16 protein-coding genes are annotated in these 16,830 nt (G+C 62.1%); 5 read left to right on the top strand and 11 right to left on the bottom strand.

Translation table 11 applies throughout. The features are described 5' to 3' along the window. Positions 1-95: 95 nt before the first annotated feature. Positions 96-413: a hypothetical protein gene (locus tag BLW22_RS25930; protein WP_065924874.1), complete on the bottom strand. Its 318-nt coding sequence runs from the start codon at positions 411-413 to the stop codon at positions 96-98. Positions 414-674: 261 nt separating this feature from the next. Here BLW22_RS25930 and leuS point away from each other — a divergent pair, with 261 nt between their 5' ends. The 5 genes from leuS to BLW22_RS25955 all read left to right on the top strand — a co-directional run bounded on the left by leuS (position 675) and on the right by BLW22_RS25955 (position 6,766). Continuing rightward, positions 675-3,281 (top strand): leucine--tRNA ligase, encoded by a 2,607-nt coding sequence (gene leuS, locus BLW22_RS25935; RefSeq protein WP_065946570.1) that lies wholly within the window; start codon positions 675-677, stop codon positions 3,279-3,281. A gap of 88 nt (positions 3,282-3,369) precedes the next feature. Beyond that, positions 3,370-3,975 (top strand): LPS-assembly lipoprotein LptE, encoded by a 606-nt coding sequence (locus BLW22_RS25940; protein ID WP_027605245.1) that lies wholly within the window; start codon positions 3,370-3,372, stop codon positions 3,973-3,975. Positions 3,976-4,014: 39 nt separating this feature from the next. Beyond that, positions 4,015-5,052: a DNA polymerase III subunit delta gene (holA, locus tag BLW22_RS25945; protein WP_065924876.1), complete on the top strand. Its 1,038-nt coding sequence runs from the start codon at positions 4,015-4,017 to the stop codon at positions 5,050-5,052. Between the two features lie 162 nt (positions 5,053-5,214). Beyond that, positions 5,215-5,379, top strand: a complete 165-nt coding sequence (arfA, locus tag BLW22_RS25950) for an alternative ribosome rescue factor ArfA (RefSeq protein ID WP_003176285.1) — start codon at positions 5,215-5,217, stop codon at positions 5,377-5,379. Between the two features lie 61 nt (positions 5,380-5,440). Then, positions 5,441-6,766 carry a lytic murein transglycosylase gene (locus BLW22_RS25955; RefSeq protein ID WP_027605243.1) on the top strand — a complete coding sequence of 442 codons (1,326 nt, stop codon included), beginning with the start codon at positions 5,441-5,443 and terminating at the stop codon, positions 6,764-6,766. A 68-nt stretch (positions 6,767-6,834) separates the two neighbouring features. Here the strand turns inward: BLW22_RS25955 and BLW22_RS25960 are convergent, their stop codons facing one another. From BLW22_RS25960 to rlmH, 10 genes are all read right to left on the bottom strand, one after another. After that, complete coding sequence (locus tag BLW22_RS25960; protein ID WP_065946571.1) at positions 6,835-7,755, bottom strand: S66 peptidase family protein; 921 nt, start codon at positions 7,753-7,755, stop codon at positions 6,835-6,837. 155 nt (positions 7,756-7,910) lie between these two features. Continuing rightward, positions 7,911-8,912, bottom strand: coding sequence for a lipoyl synthase (gene lipA / locus BLW22_RS25965; RefSeq protein ID WP_057444888.1), 1,002 nt, complete (start codon positions 8,910-8,912; stop codon positions 7,911-7,913). Positions 8,913-8,938: 26 nt separating this feature from the next. Beyond that, complete coding sequence (lipB, locus tag BLW22_RS25970) at positions 8,939-9,586, bottom strand: lipoyl(octanoyl) transferase LipB (protein WP_027605241.1); 648 nt, start codon at positions 9,584-9,586, stop codon at positions 8,939-8,941. After that, positions 9,586-9,861, bottom strand: coding sequence for a DUF493 domain-containing protein (locus BLW22_RS25975; RefSeq protein WP_027605240.1), 276 nt, complete (start codon positions 9,859-9,861; stop codon positions 9,586-9,588). Before BLW22_RS25975 ends, lipB begins: the two co-directional genes overlap by 1 nt. A gap of 84 nt (positions 9,862-9,945) precedes the next feature. Further along, positions 9,946-11,103, bottom strand: coding sequence for a D-alanyl-D-alanine carboxypeptidase family protein (locus BLW22_RS25980; RefSeq protein WP_027605239.1), 1,158 nt, complete (start codon positions 11,101-11,103; stop codon positions 9,946-9,948). A 176-nt stretch (positions 11,104-11,279) separates the two neighbouring features. Next, positions 11,280-12,278: a septal ring lytic transglycosylase RlpA family protein gene (locus BLW22_RS25985; protein WP_027605238.1), complete on the bottom strand. Its 999-nt coding sequence runs from the start codon at positions 12,276-12,278 to the stop codon at positions 11,280-11,282. After that, positions 12,278-13,288 carry a lytic murein transglycosylase B gene (gene mltB / locus BLW22_RS25990; RefSeq protein ID WP_027605237.1) on the bottom strand — a complete coding sequence of 337 codons (1,011 nt, stop codon included), beginning with the start codon at positions 13,286-13,288 and terminating at the stop codon, positions 12,278-12,280. The genes BLW22_RS25985 and mltB overlap by 1 nt, the downstream gene beginning before the upstream one ends. Positions 13,289-13,305: 17 nt before the next feature. Next, positions 13,306-14,409, bottom strand: coding sequence for a rod shape-determining protein RodA (rodA, locus tag BLW22_RS25995; protein WP_051429342.1), 1,104 nt, complete (start codon positions 14,407-14,409; stop codon positions 13,306-13,308). Between the two features lie 31 nt (positions 14,410-14,440). After that, positions 14,441-16,339 (bottom strand): penicillin-binding protein 2, encoded by a 1,899-nt coding sequence (gene mrdA / locus BLW22_RS26000; protein ID WP_027605235.1) that lies wholly within the window; start codon positions 16,337-16,339, stop codon positions 14,441-14,443. 15 nt (positions 16,340-16,354) lie between these two features. Continuing rightward, positions 16,355-16,822 carry a 23S rRNA (pseudouridine(1915)-N(3))-methyltransferase RlmH gene (rlmH, locus tag BLW22_RS26005; protein ID WP_003176297.1) on the bottom strand — a complete coding sequence of 156 codons (468 nt, stop codon included), beginning with the start codon at positions 16,820-16,822 and terminating at the stop codon, positions 16,355-16,357. Positions 16,823-16,830 lie beyond the last annotated feature (8 nt).

Here is a 16,830-nt window from a genome sequence, read left to right on the forward strand (position 1 = left end):
GGCATCTCCATAGATGCCCGAAGCCTAAGGTGTAACGGGGTTTAGCGACAATCTTTACAGTGACATGGCACGATGACGTGATTCAGGGGAGTGAACTACTTGAAGCGGGCGGACCGGAGCCTTTCCGGGCCACGACCGGCCGACAAGTCCTTGAGCCACACCACCTTGGCTGAGTGCGTAGGCTCTTTGGCTGGCGGGGTTGCCACCCAAGAAGGCGCACTGCGCTTATTACGTTCCAGGTAAGCTTTGATCAGTTCCAGCTCCGCACGGCTCAAACCGCGCAGTTCCAACTCTACGGGCCGTTCATCACGCAATCGGCCCGCGGTCCTCGCTGCATCCAATGCGCGACCCAATCGGTCGATCAGTCCTTCGTAGATTTCCGGTTTCGTTGCGATTCGCTGCGATTCGACCATCCCCTCACCTCATTGAAGAAAGACTTGCTCCCCAATAAACAGCGTAGTCCCCATGGCTGCGCCTGCCCGGCGCCGCGACAGACGGCCCTCGCCGCGCAATCAGGGTTTCCCTCGATAGAGTGGGGTCATGTATGCTACGGCGCTTCCTGTAACTCCACTTCCCGCAGGGTTTGGGCACGGACGCGCCGCTTTTTGGTGTCGAACAACCTGAACGTTGCACCGAAGAGGATTAGGCCACCCCTATTCAGTTCAAAAGTAGCCATGCACGAACAATATCAGCCCCGTGAAATAGAAAATGCCGCCCAAACCTTCTGGGACGAGCAAAAGTCCTTTGAAGTCAGTGAACAGCCAGGCAAGGAGACATTCTATTGCCTGTCGATGTTCCCTTACCCCAGCGGCAAGCTACACATGGGGCATGTGCGCAACTACACCATCGGCGACGTCATCTCCCGCTACCAGCGCATGCAAGGCAAGAACGTCCTGCAACCCATGGGTTGGGACGCCTTCGGCATGCCGGCGGAAAACGCCGCGATGAAAAACAACGTGGCCCCCGCCAAGTGGACCTACGAAAACATCGCCTACATGAAGACCCAGCTGCGCAGCCTGGGCCTGGCGGTGGACTGGTCCCGCGAAGTCACCACCTGCAAGCCGGATTACTACCGTTGGGAACAATGGCTGTTCACCCGCCTGTTCGAAAAAGGGGTGATCTACAAAAAAAGCGGCACCGTGAACTGGGACCCTGTCGACCAGACCGTCCTCGCCAACGAACAGGTGATCGACGGTCGCGGCTGGCGCTCCGGCGCGCTGATCGAAAAGCGCGAAATCCCGATGTACTACTTCAAGATCACCGCCTACGCGGATGAACTGTTGTCGAGCCTCGACGATTTGCCGGGCTGGCCTGAACAGGTCAAGACCATGCAGCGCAACTGGATCGGCAAGTCCAAGGGCATGGAAGTGCAGTTCCCCTACAACGTCGACTCCATCGGCGAAGCTGGCGCACTCAAAGTCTTCACCACCCGTCCGGACACCTTGATGGGCGCGACCTACGTCGCCGTGGCCGCCGAGCACCCGCTGGCCACCCAGGCCGCACAGAACAATCCTGAGCTGCAGGCGTTCATCGCCGAATGCAAAGGCGGCAGCGTGGCCGAAGCCGACGTCGCCACCCAGGAGAAAAAAGGCCTGCCGACCGGCCTGTTCGTCGAGCACCCGCTGACCGGCGAGAAGTTGCCGGTATGGGTCGCCAACTACGTGCTGATGCACTACGGCGATGGCGCAGTAATGGCTGTGCCGGCCCACGACGAGCGCGATTTCGAATTCGCCACCCAATACAACCTGCCGATCAAGTCAGTGGTGCGCACCAGTTCCGGCGACACCAACCCGGCCCCGTGGCAAGACGCCTATGGCGAGCACGGTACGCTGATCAACTCCGGTGAGTTCGACGGCCTGGACTTCGCCGGCGCCTTCGACGCCATCGAAGTCGCACTGATCAAGAAGAACCTCGGCGCCTCGCGCACCCAGTTCCGCCTGCGCGACTGGGGCATCAGCCGCCAGCGCTACTGGGGCTGCCCGATCCCGATCATCCACTGCCAGACCTGCGGTGACGTACCGGTTCCGGAAGACCAGTTGCCGGTCGTCCTGCCGGAAGACGTGGTGCCGGACGGTGCCGGTTCGCCATTGGCGCGCATGCCCGAGTTCTACGAATGCAGCTGCCCGAAATGCGGCCAGCCGGCCAAGCGTGAAACCGACACCATGGACACCTTCGTCGAGTCCTCGTGGTACTACGCCCGCTACGCCTCGCCGCACTACGAGGGCGGCCTGGTAGAGAAATCCGCAGCCGACCACTGGTTGCCGGTGGATCAGTACATCGGCGGTATCGAACACGCCATCCTTCACCTGCTGTACGCGCGCTTCTTCCACAAGCTGATGCGCGACGAAGGCCTGGTGAGTTCCAACGAACCGTTCAAGAACCTGCTGACCCAGGGCATGGTGATCGCCGAGACCTACTATCGTCGCGAAGCCAATGGCGCCTACACCTGGTTCAACCCGGCGGACGTCGAGCTCGAGCGCGACAGCAAAGCCAAGGTCATCAGCGCCAGACTGATCGCCGACGGCCTGCCGGTGGAAATCGGCGGCACCGAGAAGATGGCCAAGTCGAAGAACAACGGCGTCGACCCTCAGTCGATGATCGACCAGTTCGGCGCCGACACCTGCCGCCTGTTCATGATGTTCGCCTCGCCGCCTGACATGAGCGCCGAATGGTCCGACTCCGGTGTCGAAGGGTCGCACCGTTTCCTCAAGCGCGTCTGGCGCCTGGCGCACGCCCATGTCAGCCAGGGCCTGCCGGCCAAGCTGGACGTGGCGTCGTTGAGCGACGAGCAGAAACTCATTCGTCGCAGCACCCACCTGGCCATCAAGCAGGCCAGCCAGGACGTGGGCCAGAACCACAAGTTCAACACCGCCATCGCCCAGGTGATGACGCTGATGAACGTGCTGGAAAAAGCCCCGCAAGCCACCGCACAGGATCGCGCACTGGTACAGGAAGGCCTGGAGACGGTCACCCTGCTGCTGGCGCCGATTACACCGCACATCAGCCACGAACTGTGGAGCCGCCTGGGCCATAGCGACGCGGTCATCGATGCGCGCTGGCCGGTACAGGATGACAGCGCCCTGGTACAGGACACGCTGCAACTGGTGATCCAGGTCAACGGTAAACTGCGCGGCCAGATCGACATGCCCGCCAGTGCCAGCCGTGAAGAAGTCGAAGCGGCCGCACGGGTCAACGAGAACGTGCTGCGCTTTACCGAAGGCCTGACGATCCGCAAAGTGATCGTGGTGCCTGGCAAACTGGTCAATATCGTCGCTAGCTAATCGGATCGGGCGTGGGGCTCGAGCCCTGCGCCGAACAAAGCCTTCAAGGCCTCGATAAGGCCCACATGGTTTCAAGGGGAGCAACAAAATGATCAAACGCAATCTGCTGGTTATGGGCCTTGCCGTACTGCTGAGCGCTTGCGGCTTCCAGCTGCGCGGCACCGGCACCAATGACCTGACGATCAAGGAACTGGACGTCAGCGCTCGCGACGCCTACAGCGAGACAGTGACCCAGCTGCGCCAGGTCCTGGAAAACAGCGGCGTGCACGTCTACACCGGCGCGACCTACAAACTGTTCCTGGCTAACGAGAAAGAAACCCAGCGCAACCTGAGCTACGCCAGCGCCGGACGTGCGTCCGATATCGAACTGAGCACCGTGCTCAGCTTTGAAATCCAGGGCCGCGATCACCTGCCGTTGATGAATGACAACATCCAGGTGCAGAAGATTGTCAGCCACGATGGTAACAACCTGGTGGGTTCGGACTCCGAAATCATCCAGGTGCGCAAGGAGATGCGTCGCGAGCTGGTGCAACGCATGGTCCTGCGCCTGTCGCTGCTCACCCCACAACAGCTCGAAACCTTGCAGCAACGTGCTGACGACAAGGCCAAGGCCGATGCCGACGCGCTGAAAGCCGCGAAAGAGTACGAAGACAACACGCCGAAACAATCGCCTGTTGAAGTCCCTGTCGAGTAAGCCAGACGGGGCGCCCCTGGCGCCCCGTTCGCCCTGCCTATGAAACTCGCACCCGCCCAACTCGCCAAACACCTGCAAGGTGGCCTCGCGCCTGTCTACATCGTCAGCGGTGATGACCCGCTGTTGTGCCAGGAAGCCGCCGACGCCATCCGCAGCGCCGCACGCCAGCAGGGCTTCGATGAACGCCAGGTATTCAGCGCCGACGCCAGTTTCGACTGGGGCACGCTGCTGCAAGCCGGTGCAAGCATGTCGCTGTTCGCCGAAAAACGCCTGCTGGAGCTGCGCCTGCCGTCGGGCAAGCCCGGTGATAAGGGCGCGGCTGCACTGATGGAATACTGCTCGCGGCCCGCCGAAGACACGGTGTTGCTGATCAGCTTGCCCAAGCTCGACGGCAGCGCGCAGAAGACCAAGTGGGGCAAGGCCCTGGTGGAAGGGGCGCAGACCCAGTTCATCCAGATCTGGCCAGTGGACAGCAATCAGTTGCCGCAATGGATTCGCCAGCGCCTGTCCCAGGCAGGGCTATCCGCGACACAGGATGCAGTGGAGCTGATCGCCGCGCGGGTCGAAGGCAACTTGCTTGCCGCCGCCCAGGAGATCGAAAAGCTCAAGCTGATGGCCGAAGACGGGCAGATTACCGTCGAGACCGTCCAGGGCGCAGTGGCAGACAGTGCACGTTTTGACGTGTTCGGGCTGGTGGATGCGATCCTCAACGGCGAGCCCGCCCATGCCCTGCGCATGCTCGAAGGCCTGCGTGGCGAAGGGGTGGAGCCGCCGGTGATTCTCTGGGCCCTGGCCCGGGAACTACGGGTATTGGCCAATATTGCCCTGCAATACAGCCAGGGCACGCCGCTGGACAAGTGCTTCAGCCAGGCGCGGCCACCGGTGTGGGACAAGCGCAAACCCCTGATGAGCAAAGCCCTGCAACGGCACTCGGCGCAACGCTGGGCGCAGCTGTTGCTGGAAGCGCAGCGCATTGATGCACAGATCAAGGGCCAGGCGGCGGGTTCGCCGTGGATGAGCCTGAGCCGTTTATCGCTGTTGATGGCCGGTCAGCGCCTGACATTACCAGCGGAATAACCCTGGTTTCCAAACACCACAGAACCAATGTGGGAGGGGCAAGTCGAATCGTCGCACCGCCCCTTCCACATTTTTGATTGCGTTTACAATTCATGGGCTTTACAGCGGCCTGACTTCGGCAGATTATTTGCACCGCATCTCCCCCCATCAAGAGCATCGACCATGAGCAAAAAGCCATCCAAGCATGGCCCCAACAAGGCCAAATCCATCATCGCCCAGCCACTGTTCCGCAGCCGTCAGGAACGCGCCGGCAAGGGCAAAGGCAGCTACCGCCGCGAAGCCTTCCAGTCTAATAGCTGGGAGGCTTCTTACTTTCTGGCTGCCTGAAGGCAAGCGCCCCTCTGGCATGATAAGGTCTGTACCTGATTTGTAATTCCTGGACCTGTGCATGCCCTCTTGTCTTTCCCGTCGTTGGCACCTTCGCCAATTGATCGCTGCCTCCAGCCTCATTCTGCTTGTCGCCTGCGCGGAAAAACCCACCGCCGCCGATGCCCAACCCTTGCCGAAGCTCCAGACCGCACCCGTAGTGGCCCCTGCCGTCGTGGCCCCGCTGGCCGTGGACAATCTCGACATCCAACCAACCCAGACCTTTGCTGAATGGCAGGCCGGCTTTCGCGCGCAAGCCCTCCAAGCCGGCATCACGGCCGACGTTTTCGACACCGCATTCGCCAATGTCACCCCCGATATGGCGGTGATCCGCGCCGACCGCAGCCAGCCGGAGTTTTCCCGCCCTGTATGGGAATACCTCGACGGCGCCCTGTCACCCGTACGCGTACGCAATGGCCAGGCGTTGCTGATCAAGTACGCCGACATCCTGCAAAGCATCGAGCAGCGTTATGGCGTCGACCGTCAGGCACTGGTCTCGGTGTGGGGCATGGAGAGCAACTTCGGCCAGTTCCAAGGCAACAACTCGGTGATCCGCTCCCTGGCGACCCTGGCCTATGAAGGCCGTCGCCCGGCCTTTGCCCAGGCGCAATTGCTGGCGGCATTGCAGATCATCCAGCACGGCGACATCGCCGCCGACCAGATGAAGGGCTCCTGGGCCGGGGCCATGGGCCAGACCCAGTTCATTCCAACCACTTACAACACCCACGCGGTGGACTTCGATGGCGACGGTCGCCGCGACATCTGGAACAGCCCGGCCGACGCCCTCGCATCAACCGCGCACTACCTGCAAAGCTCCGGCTGGCAGAAAGGCCAGCCGTGGGGCTTTGAAGTCAAGCAATTGCCGGCGAACTTCGACTACGCCCTGGCTGACGGCGGCGTGCGCAAGAGCATTGCCGAGTGGATGAAACTGGGCATTCAACTGCCACCGGGCGCGAGCATGCCGCCGAATGTCGACCAACTGTCCGCCGCCCTGCTGCTGCCGGCAGGCTACCGTGGCCCGGCGTTCCTGGTGCTGGATAACTTCCGCGCGATCCTCAAGTACAACAACTCGTCGTCCTACGCACTGGCGGTGGGCCTGTTGTCGGAGCGCTTTGGCGGCGGCGGTGTGATCCGTGGTGACTGGCCCAAGGATGAGCTGCCGCTGAGTCGCTCCCAGCGCATTGATCTGCAGACGGCGTTGAGCGCCAACGGTTATGACGCGGGCAACCCGGATGGGATTATCGGCGCCAACACGCGCAAGGCGATTCGGGCGGCACAGCAGGCGCTGGGCTGGCCGGCGGACGGGTATCCGACGGTGAAGTTGCTGGAGTCGCTGCAAAACCGATAGATCCGCGTATGGCGACTACCGCAATCGGGGGCAAGCCCCCGATTGCGGTTTAGCAAACGCCAGCAGATTCAAGACCTGAAGACCACTTCCTGCTCCAACACCACCCGCTGCTCCCCCGCATCCAACCGTACCAAGGCGCCCATGGGCAGCGTCAGGTTCGGATCGCAATGCCCGCTGCGCCAGCCGGCCAGCACCGGTATGCGCAATGGCTCGAACGTCTGCGTCAGCAAGCGCGCCAGCGCCACGTTATCCACACCCGCCACATCCCCGACCAGTACACCGGCGACCTGGGCCAACTTGCCCGCCAGACGCAGATGGGTCAACAGGCGGTCGATGCGGTAGATCGGTTCGTTGACGTCTTCAATAAACAGGATGATGCCTTCAGCGTCGATTTCGTAAGGCGTGCCCATGACCGCCGCAATCATCGACAGGTTACCCCCCAGCAAGCGCCCACAGGCAATGCCAGGCTCGATCGTGGTCAGCGGGTACGCTACCGGGTGCGCAAGCACACTGCCAGCGCCCAACTGGCCGCGCAGAAGGCTGAACAATGACGACTCGGTAGGTTGTTGCTTGTCGCCGAGCAGGTCGGCATTGAGCATCGGGCCGTGGAAGGTCACGAAACCGGCGTAACGGTTGATCGCCAGGTGCAGGGCGCTGATGTCGCTATAGCCGACGAACGGCTTGGGATTGGCACGCAGCAGGTCAAAGTCCAGCGCGTCGAGCAGCCGCGGTGTGCCGTAACCACCGCGCAGACAGAAGATAGCGTCGATGTGCGGATCGGCGAAGGCGGCATGCAGGTCACGCAGGCGCACTGCATCGCTGCCGGCGAGGTAGCCGTCGCGTTCATAGACACCGGGGGAAATCCGCAGATCGTAGCCGCGCGTACGCATCCATTGGCCAGCCTTTTCAACGTCCAGCACGGCGGGGCCGGCGGGGGCGATCAGGGCGATGGTGCCTTCAGAACGAAGGGCTGGAACGGCGGCGGTCATCTGAGAATCTCCCTATCTAACGCTGAAACCAATGTGGGAGGGGGCTTGCCCCCGATAGCGGTGGATCAGCCAGCACATGTAGCGACTGACATACCGCAATCGGGGGCAAGCCCCCTCCCACATAAGCCCACTCCCACACCGGGTCTGAACCCCGATCAGGAAACCAGGCTAGCCTTGACCAGCTTGGCCTGTTCGTCGGCGTGGTACGAAGAGCGTACCAGCGGGCCCGAGGCGACGTTCTTGAAGCCCATCTTGTAACCTTCCTCGGCGAACCAGGCGAAGGTGTCCGGGTGCACGAAACGCTGCACCGGCAAGTGGCTGCGCGACGGTTGCAGGTATTGGCCCAGGGTCAGCATGTCGATGTCGTGTTCGCGCATGCGCTTCATGACTTCGATGACTTCTTCATCGGTCTCGCCCAGGCCGAGCATCAAGCCGGATTTGGTCGGGATGTGCGGCATCATCTGCTTGAATTTCTGCAGCAGGGTCAGCGACCACTGGTAGTCCGAACCTGGACGCGCGGCCTTGTACAGGCGAGGCACGGTTTCCAGGTTGTGGTTGAACACATCCGGCGGCTCGGCAGCGGTGATTTCCAGCGCGACGTCCATGCGGCCACGGTAGTCCGGCACCAGGGTCTCGAGCATCACGTTCGGCGACAGTTTGCGGATTTCGCGGATGCAGTCGGCAAAGTGCTGGGCACCGCCGTCGCGCAGGTCGTCACGGTCAACCGAGGTGATGACCACGTATTTGAGTTTCAGGTCGGCGATGGCGATGGCCAGGCTTTCCGGTTCGTTGACGTCCAGTGGCTTCGGCCGGCCATGGCCGACGTCGCAGAACGGGCAACGACGGGTGCAGATGTCACCCATGATCATGAAGGTGGCGGTGCCGCCGGAGAAGCATTCGCCCAGGTTCGGGCAGGACGCTTCTTCGCACACGCTGTGCAGCTTGTGCTTGCGCAGCAGGGCCTTGATACGGTCGACTTCCGGCGAAACCGGGATGCGCACGCGGATCCAGTCAGGCTTTTTCGGCAACTCGGTGGTCGGGATGATCTTGACCGGGATGCGTGCAACCTTCTCGGCGCCGCGCAGCTTGACGCCGGCTTCCACCTTGGCACGCGGGGCCGGGGCCGGACGCTCGGTGATGTCCAGCGTCGGGATCATGGTTTGCACTGCATCAGTAGTCATAATCAGTCGATTCCGCCCGTGAGGGTCGTCTGCTCAGCATAGTCGAGGTGTTTGACGAGCTGCGCACGCAGCCGGGCACTTACCTCGGCAAATTTAATCGGTGTGGCGTGGTCGCTCAGTTGGGTCATCGCCAGCCCGGCATAGCCACACGGGTTGATGCGCCGGAACGGTGCCAGGTCCATGTCCACGTTCAGGGCCAGGCCATGAAAGGAACAACCGTGGCGAATGCGCAAACCGAGGGAGGCGATTTTCGCGCCGTCCACATACACACCGGGTGCATCGGGCTTGGCCGCGGCGCTCACGCCATAACTGGCCAACAGCTCGATCAGGCAAGCCTCCATGCGGCTCACCAGGTCGCGCACGCCAAAACCCAGCTTGCGCACGTCCAGCAGCAGGTACGCCACCAGTTGACCGGGCCCATGGTAAGTCACTTGGCCACCTCGGTCGACCTGCACCACCGGAATATCCCCCGGCAGCAGCAGATGTTCGGCCTTGCCGGCCTGGCCCTGGGTGAACACCGGTGGATGTTCCACCAACCAGATTTCGTCGGGCGCCGAAGTGCCGCGTTCATTCGTGAACCGCTGCATGGCGTGCCAGACGGGCTCGTAGTCCATCCGGCCGAGCTCGCGAAAGCCCAGGACCTGTGACATCACAGCACCATGTGCACGAAGCCGGTGGCCCGCAGTTCGCTATTGATGTCGTAGAGCTGGTCTTGACCGGTCGCAACGATGTGCAACTGGATCGTGGTGTACTTACCGTTGGTGCTCGAACGCTCGTCCACCCGGTTGTCATTGATCGTCGCGTGTTTACGCACGATATCCAGGATTCTGTCTTTGTTGCCTACACCGGTATCGCTGATCACCTTGACGGGATAATCCGTCACCGGGAATTCGATCTTTGGCGCCTTTACTTCTTTATCGGTCATGGCAGAACGGCCTCGTAAGCGGTAAGCCGTGGCGACGGCAAAGCCCCGCGTCGGATCAACGCGGGGCTTTGCAGGTGCACACAATCAGTTGAACAAGCCGTAGAAGAATAGACGGATGCTATCCCACACGCGGCGGAAGATACCACCTTCGTCGACGGCGTCCAGCGCGATCAGGTCGGCGCTGTGCACCACCTTGTCGTCCAGCTTCACTTCGACTTTACCGATCACGTCGCCCTTGGCGATTGGCGCAACCAATTGCGGGTTCATGGTCATGCTGGCGGCGAGCTTTTTCAGCTGGCCTTTAGGCATGGTCAGGGTCAGGTCTTCAGCCAGGCCGGCCTTGACTTGCGAGGTCGCGCCTTTCCATACCGGCGCGGTCGCCAGTTCAGCACCCTTCTGGTAGAAGGTCTGGGTTTCGAAGAAGCGGAAACCGTAGGTCAGCAGTTTTTGCGTCTCGGCCGCACGGGCCTGCTCGCTGTTGGTGCCGAAGACCACCGCGATCAGGCGCTGGCCATCACGTACCGCGGACGACACCATGCAGTAGCCGGCTTCGTCGGTGTGGCCGGTTTTCAGGCCATCGACAGTCTTGTCGCGCCACAGCAGCAGGTTGCGGTTAGGCTGCTTGATGTTGTTCCAGAAGAATTCCTTCTGGGAGTAGATCGCGTAGTGCACCGGGTCGACACGAATGATCGCGCGCGCCAGGATCGCCATGTCGTGAGCCGACGAGTAGTGCTCAGGGTTTGGCAGGCCGGTCGGGTTCATGAAGTGGCTGTTGGTCATGCCCAGGTCGGCCACGGTTTTGTTCATCATGTCGGCGAATGCGTCTTCGCTGCCGGCGATGTGCTCGGCCAGGGCGACGCTGGCATCGTTACCGGACTGGATGATGATGCCATGCAGTAGGTCGCTCACAGTGACTTGCGAGCCCACCTTGATGAACATCCGCGAACCGCCGGTACGCCAGGCGTTTTCGCTGACGGTCACCGGGTCGTTTTCGCCGATCTGGCCGCGACGGATTTCCAGGGTCGCGATGTAGGCGGTCATCAGCTTGGTCAGGCTGGCCGGTGGCAGGCGCTGATCACCGTTGCTCTCGACCAGCACGTTGCCACTGGCGGCATCCATGAGGACCCAGGACTTGGCGGCCAGTTGCGGTGAAGCCGGTACCATTTCAACCGCCCAGGCGGCCGGGGTGATGATCAGCGAAAGAAGCAGGCACGTGCGTTTGGCTAAGGTGGTGATGTTCATCCGTCTCTCGAAATTGCTTATGGAAACTTGCCCTCGCGGGCAAAACTTATTCAGACAGCCCGCTACCAGACTGTCACGTGTTCGGTTGCCCGCTCACCCCTTGCCCCTGGGTTTTATTGTTCAACGAGCCAACAACCAGGGTCCAGGCCCGCATGCGAGCCTCAACCATCAATTTATTATTCGGCAGTGACCACGCTGGGTTGCCCCAGGTTGGCCAGGCGCACGCTGTTCTGCACTTGCGCAACCTCGCTCGGCGAACCGATCGGGCCCATGCGCACACGGTGCAACGTTTGCTGGTTACGCACGATGGAGCTGATGAATACCGGCGCGCTGACCATGCTGCTGAGCTTGGACCTTAACAGTTCTGCCGCATCCGGGTTGGCGAAAGCGCCCACTTGCAGGTATTGCCCGCCCGCGACCGCGGCGCCCGGTGCCGCATGGGGCACGACCACCGTATCCGGTGCGTGCTGCTGCGGTGGCGGTGTCCATTGTTCGATCTTGCCGGTGGATGCCGTCACTTGCGGCTGCGCACTCTGCGGCTCGTTGAGCATCAACGGCGCGGGCTTGCCACGCTGGGCCCAGTACTGCGCGGGATCGATGCCTTCGACCTTGACCCGCGCGGTACCGGTTTCGGCATAGCCGAGTTTTTTCGCGGCGGCGTAGGACAAGTCGATGATGCGATCCGAATAGAACGGCCCACGGTCGTTGACCCGCAGGATCACCGTGCGGTTGTTGTCCAGGTTGGTCACGCGGACATAGCTGGGCAGCGGCAGGGTCTTGTGGGCCGCGCTCATGCCGTACAGGTCATAGACTTCGCCGTTGGCGGTGTTCTGGCCGTGGAACTTGGTGCCATACCAGGACGCCGTGCCCGATTGCACGTAGGTCTTGGAGTCCTGCAACGGGAAGTAGGACTTGCCCAGCACGGTATAGGGGTTGGCCTTGTACGGGCCGGTGTGCAGGGTCGGCGTGGCATCCGGGATCTTCGACACGTCGACATCCCACCACGGGGCGCCATCTTTGTGTGCGCGGTTGATGTCCAGGCCTGGCTGTGAACGCACCGCGGTGCCGCCGGACTTCGGTACCGGGCCACGGCTGGTGGAACAACTGACGACGAGCAGGGACAACGCGGCGAACGCCACCAGCTTGAGCGGTTGATTGAACGGCGATGCCCGCATTACTTGTTGCCCCGTGCTTGGACCAGCATGTCTGACAGCTGATGCACGGCCATGGCGTACATCACACTGCGGTTATAACGCGTGATTGCGTAGAAATTCTTCAGGCCCATCCAGTATTCAGGGCCGTTTTCACCTTCGAGGCGGAATGCCGTCACCGGCATATCGTCGCGTGGCGCATTCTGACTCGACCAGCCCAGCGCCCGCAACTCCCCGACGGTCTTGGCCGGCTCGATGCCCTGGGTCAGGCCTTCATCGGCACGCTCCCCGCTGACATCGGCACGGATCACCACCGGCTCGCCACCGACCCAGCCATGGCGCTTGAAGTAACTGGCCACACTGCCGATGGCATCGTCCGGGTTGCTCCAGATATTGATATGACCGTCGCCATCAAAATCCACCGCGTAGGCGCGAAAGCTGCTCGGCATGAACTGCGGCAAGCCCATCGCCCCGGCGTAGGAGCCCTTGAGGGTCAGCGGGTCGACCTGCTCTTCGCGGGCCAGCAGCAGGAACTCACGCAGTTCCTTGCGGAAGAAGTCGGCGCGCGGCGGGTAATCGAAGCCCAGGGTCGACAAGGCGTCGATCACCCGGTAACTGCCGGTATTGCGCCCGTAGAAGGTTTCAATGCCAATGATCGCAACGATGACCTGGGCCGGCACGCCGTATTCCTGCTCGGCGCGGGCCAACACGGCCTCGTGCTGGCGCCAGAAGTCCACCCCCCGGGCCACCCGGGCGTCGGTGAGGAACATCGGACGGTATTCCTTCCACTGTTTCACGCGCTCGGCGGGGCGAGAGATAGCGTCGAGGATCGCCTGCTTGCGCTGGGCTTCGCGGAACACGCCCATCAGTTGTTCACCGGCGAAGCCGTAGTCGCGGGTCATTTCACCGACGAATTCGGCGACCTGGGGTGAGCCATCGTAGTCACCGGCCTGCGCCTCGTGCGTTGCCCCCAGCAGCCCGATCAGGCCCATCCAGGACGCATGCCGAGTCGCCCAGCCGCGCATTACTTGCATTGACATCTTCACCTTATTCAAACCTGTGCGATCCACTTGCGATGCGTATGAATCGACATCAAAACCCCAAACGCTGACAGCAATGTCACCAGCGAAGTTCCGCCGTAGCTAATGAACGGCAAAGGCACCCCAACCACCGGCAGCAGGCCACTGACCATACCGATGTTGACGAAAACGTAAACAAAAAAAGTCATGGTCAGGCTGCCGGCGAGCAATTTGCCGAACAGCGTCTGCGCCTGTGCGGTAATCACCAGGCCACGACCAATCAATAGCAAATAGATCAGCAACAGCGCGCAAATGCCCACCAGGCCGAACTCTTCGCCCATCACCGCAATAATGAAGTCGGTGTGGCTCTCGGGCAGAAAGTCCAAATGCGACTGGGTGCCGAGCAGCCAGCCCTTGCCAAATACACCGCCGGAACCGATGGCCGCCTTCGACTGGATAATGTTCCAGCCGGTGCCGAGCGGGTCGCTTTCGGGATCGAGGAACGTCAGGATCCGCTGCTTCTGGTAGTCGTGCATAAAGAAGAACCACATGGCCACGGCCACCGGCACTGCCGCCGCCAGCACGCTAAGGATCCAGCGCCAGCGCAACCCGCCCATGAACAGCACGAACGCACCGCCGGCCAGGATCAGCAGCGAGGTGCCGAGGTCCGGCTGGCGCACGATCAGCACGAAGGGGATGCCGATCAGGATCAGGCTGATACCCACATGCTTGAGCTGCGGCGGCAAGGTGCGCTTTGACAGGTACCAGGCGATCGTCGCCGGCATCAGGATCTTCATGAATTCCGACGGTTGGAAGCGAATCACCCCCGGAATGTTGATCCAGCGGGTCGCGCCCATGGCGTTGTGGCCCATGACGTCCACCACCACCAGCAGCAACACCCCGGCCACATAACCGAGCGGCACCCAGCGCGCCATGAAACGCGGCTCCAGCTGGGCGATCACCACCATGGACAGCAGGCCCAGGCCAAACGACGAAGCCTGCTTGATCAGCAAGTCCCAGTTCTTGCCGCTGGCCGAATACAGCACGAACAGGCTGCCGGCCGCCAGGGTCAGCAGCAGGATCAGCAACGGGCCGTCAATGTGCATGCGCTGCAACAAAGTCGCGCGGCGACGCATCACATCCTCGCTGGAGAGGATGCGGTCAAAATTACTCTTCACTGGCCGTAACCTCGGGGGTTGAAGGGGGGCCGCCATATTCGGGCTTGAGCCTGCCGTCGTCGGCCAGCAACCAGGCGTCCATCACCTGGCGCACCACAGGCGCCGCCACACCGGAGCCGGACTCGCCGTTCTCGACCATCACCGCCACCACGATTTTCGGGTCGTCGGCCGGGGCAAAGCCCACAAACAAGGCGTGGTCGCGGTGGCGCTCCTGGACCTTGGAACGGTCGTATTTCTCGCCCTGCTTGATCGCCACCACCTGGGCGGTACCACTCTTGCCGGCGATACGGTATTGCGCACCGATCGCCGCCTTGCGCGCGGTCCCGCGTGCACCGTGCATCACCTGCTGCATGCCGTGGTTGACCTTGGTCCAGTCGGACGGGTCGCGCAGTACGATGTCGGGGATCGGGTTTTCATCCACAGGCTTTTCGCCTTCGATGGTCCGGGCCAGGTGCGGGCGGTTCCAGATGCCTTTGTTGGCCACCAGCGCCGTGGCCTGGGCCAGTTGCAAAGGCGTGGCCTGCATATAGCCCTGGCCGATGCCGAGGATCAGGGTTTCGCCCGGGAACCATGCCTGGCGGCGGGTCGCACGCTTCCACTCCCGCGATGGCATCAGGCCAGGGGATTCTTCGAACATATCCAGGGAGACTTTCTGACCGAGGCCGAACTTGCCCATGTAGGCGGACAAGCGGTCGATCCCCAGCTTGTGGGCCAGGTCGTAAAAATAGGTGTCGTTGGAACGCATGATCGCGGTATCCAGATCGACATAGCCGTCACCGGTACGGTTCCAGTTGCGGTATTTGTGGTCGTAGTTCGGCAGCATGTAGTAGCCCGGGTCGAATACCCGGCTGGAAGCCGTGACCACGCCCGCGTCTAAACCGGCAATCGCCACCGCCGGCTTGATGGTCGAACCCGGCGGGTACAGGCCGCGCAACACACGGTTGAACAGCGGCCGGTCGATGGAGTCGCGCAACTCGGCGTAGGCCTTGAAGCTGATCCCGGTCACGAACAGGTTGGGGTCGAAGCTCGGCTGGCTGACCATGGCCAGCACTTCGCCGGTCTTCGGGTCCAGCGCCACCACCGCGCCACGCCGGCCACCGAGGGCCATCTCGGCCGCTTCCTGCAGCTTGATGTCCAGGCTCAGCACAATGTCCTTGCCCGGTACCGGGTCGGTACGCTTGAGCACCCGCAGCACGCGGCCGCGAGCGTTGGTCTCGACTTCTTCGTAACCCACCTGGCCGTGCAGCTCGGGCTCGTAGAAACGCTCGATGCCGGTCTTGCCGATATGGTGGGTGCCGCTGTAATTGACGGGATCGAGGCTTTTCAGCTCTTTCTCGTTGATCCGCCCCATATAGCCGACGGAGTGAGCAAAGTGCGGCCCTTGGGGATAGTGGCGCACCAACTGCGCCACCACTTCCACACCCGGCAGGCGGAACTGGTTCACCGCAATCCGCGCAATCTGCTCTTCGGTCAGCTCGAACAGGATCGGCACCGGTTCGAACGGCCGGCGCCCCTGTTTCATGCGTTTCTCGAAGATCACCCGGTCTTCCGGGGTCAACTGCAGCACCTCGACGATGACATCGAGGACCTGTTGCCAGTCGCCGGAACGCTCGCGGGTCATGCTCAGGCTGAAACTGGGCCGGTTATCCGCCACCACCACGCCATTGCGGTCGAAGATCAGCCCACGGGTCGGCGGAATCGGTTGCACATGCACGCGGTTGTTTTCCGACAACGTGGAGTGGTAGTCGTACTGGATCACCTGCAGGAAATACAGGCGCGCAATCAGCACCCCGATCAGCGCCACCACCATGATCGCGCCAAACACCACCCGCGCGCGTACCAGACGTGCGTCTTTCTCGTGGTCCTTGATGCGGATCGGCTGGGTCATCGGGAGGGGCGCAGATTATTTGTGATAAGGGTGCCCGGACAGAACTGTCCAGGCGCGATACAGCTGTTCACCGATCAGGATCCTTACCAACGGGTGCGGCAGCGTCAGCGCCGACAGCGACCAGCGCTGGTCCGCCCGCGCGCAGACTTCCGGCGCCAGCCCTTCGGGGCCGCCGACCATGAAGTTGACGGTGCGCGAGTCCAGGCGCCAGCGATCCAGTTCCACCGCCAATTGCTCGGTGCTCCAGGGTTTGCCGTGCACTTCGAGGGTGACGATGCGCTCGTTGGGGCCGACCTTGGCCAGCATCGCTTCGCCTTCCTGACGGATAAAGCGCGCCACGTCGGCATTCTTGCCCCGGGTGTTGAGCGGTATCTCCACCAGTTCCAGCGACAGCTCGGCGGGCAGACGCTTGGCATACTCGTGCCAGCCTTCTTCCACCCACTTGGGCATGCGTGAACCGACAGCAATCAGACGCAGGCGCACAGCCGTTC

This window comes from Pseudomonas marginalis (genome assembly GCF_900105325.1).
Classification (GTDB): Bacteria; Pseudomonadota; Gammaproteobacteria; order Pseudomonadales; family Pseudomonadaceae; genus Aquipseudomonas; species Aquipseudomonas marginalis.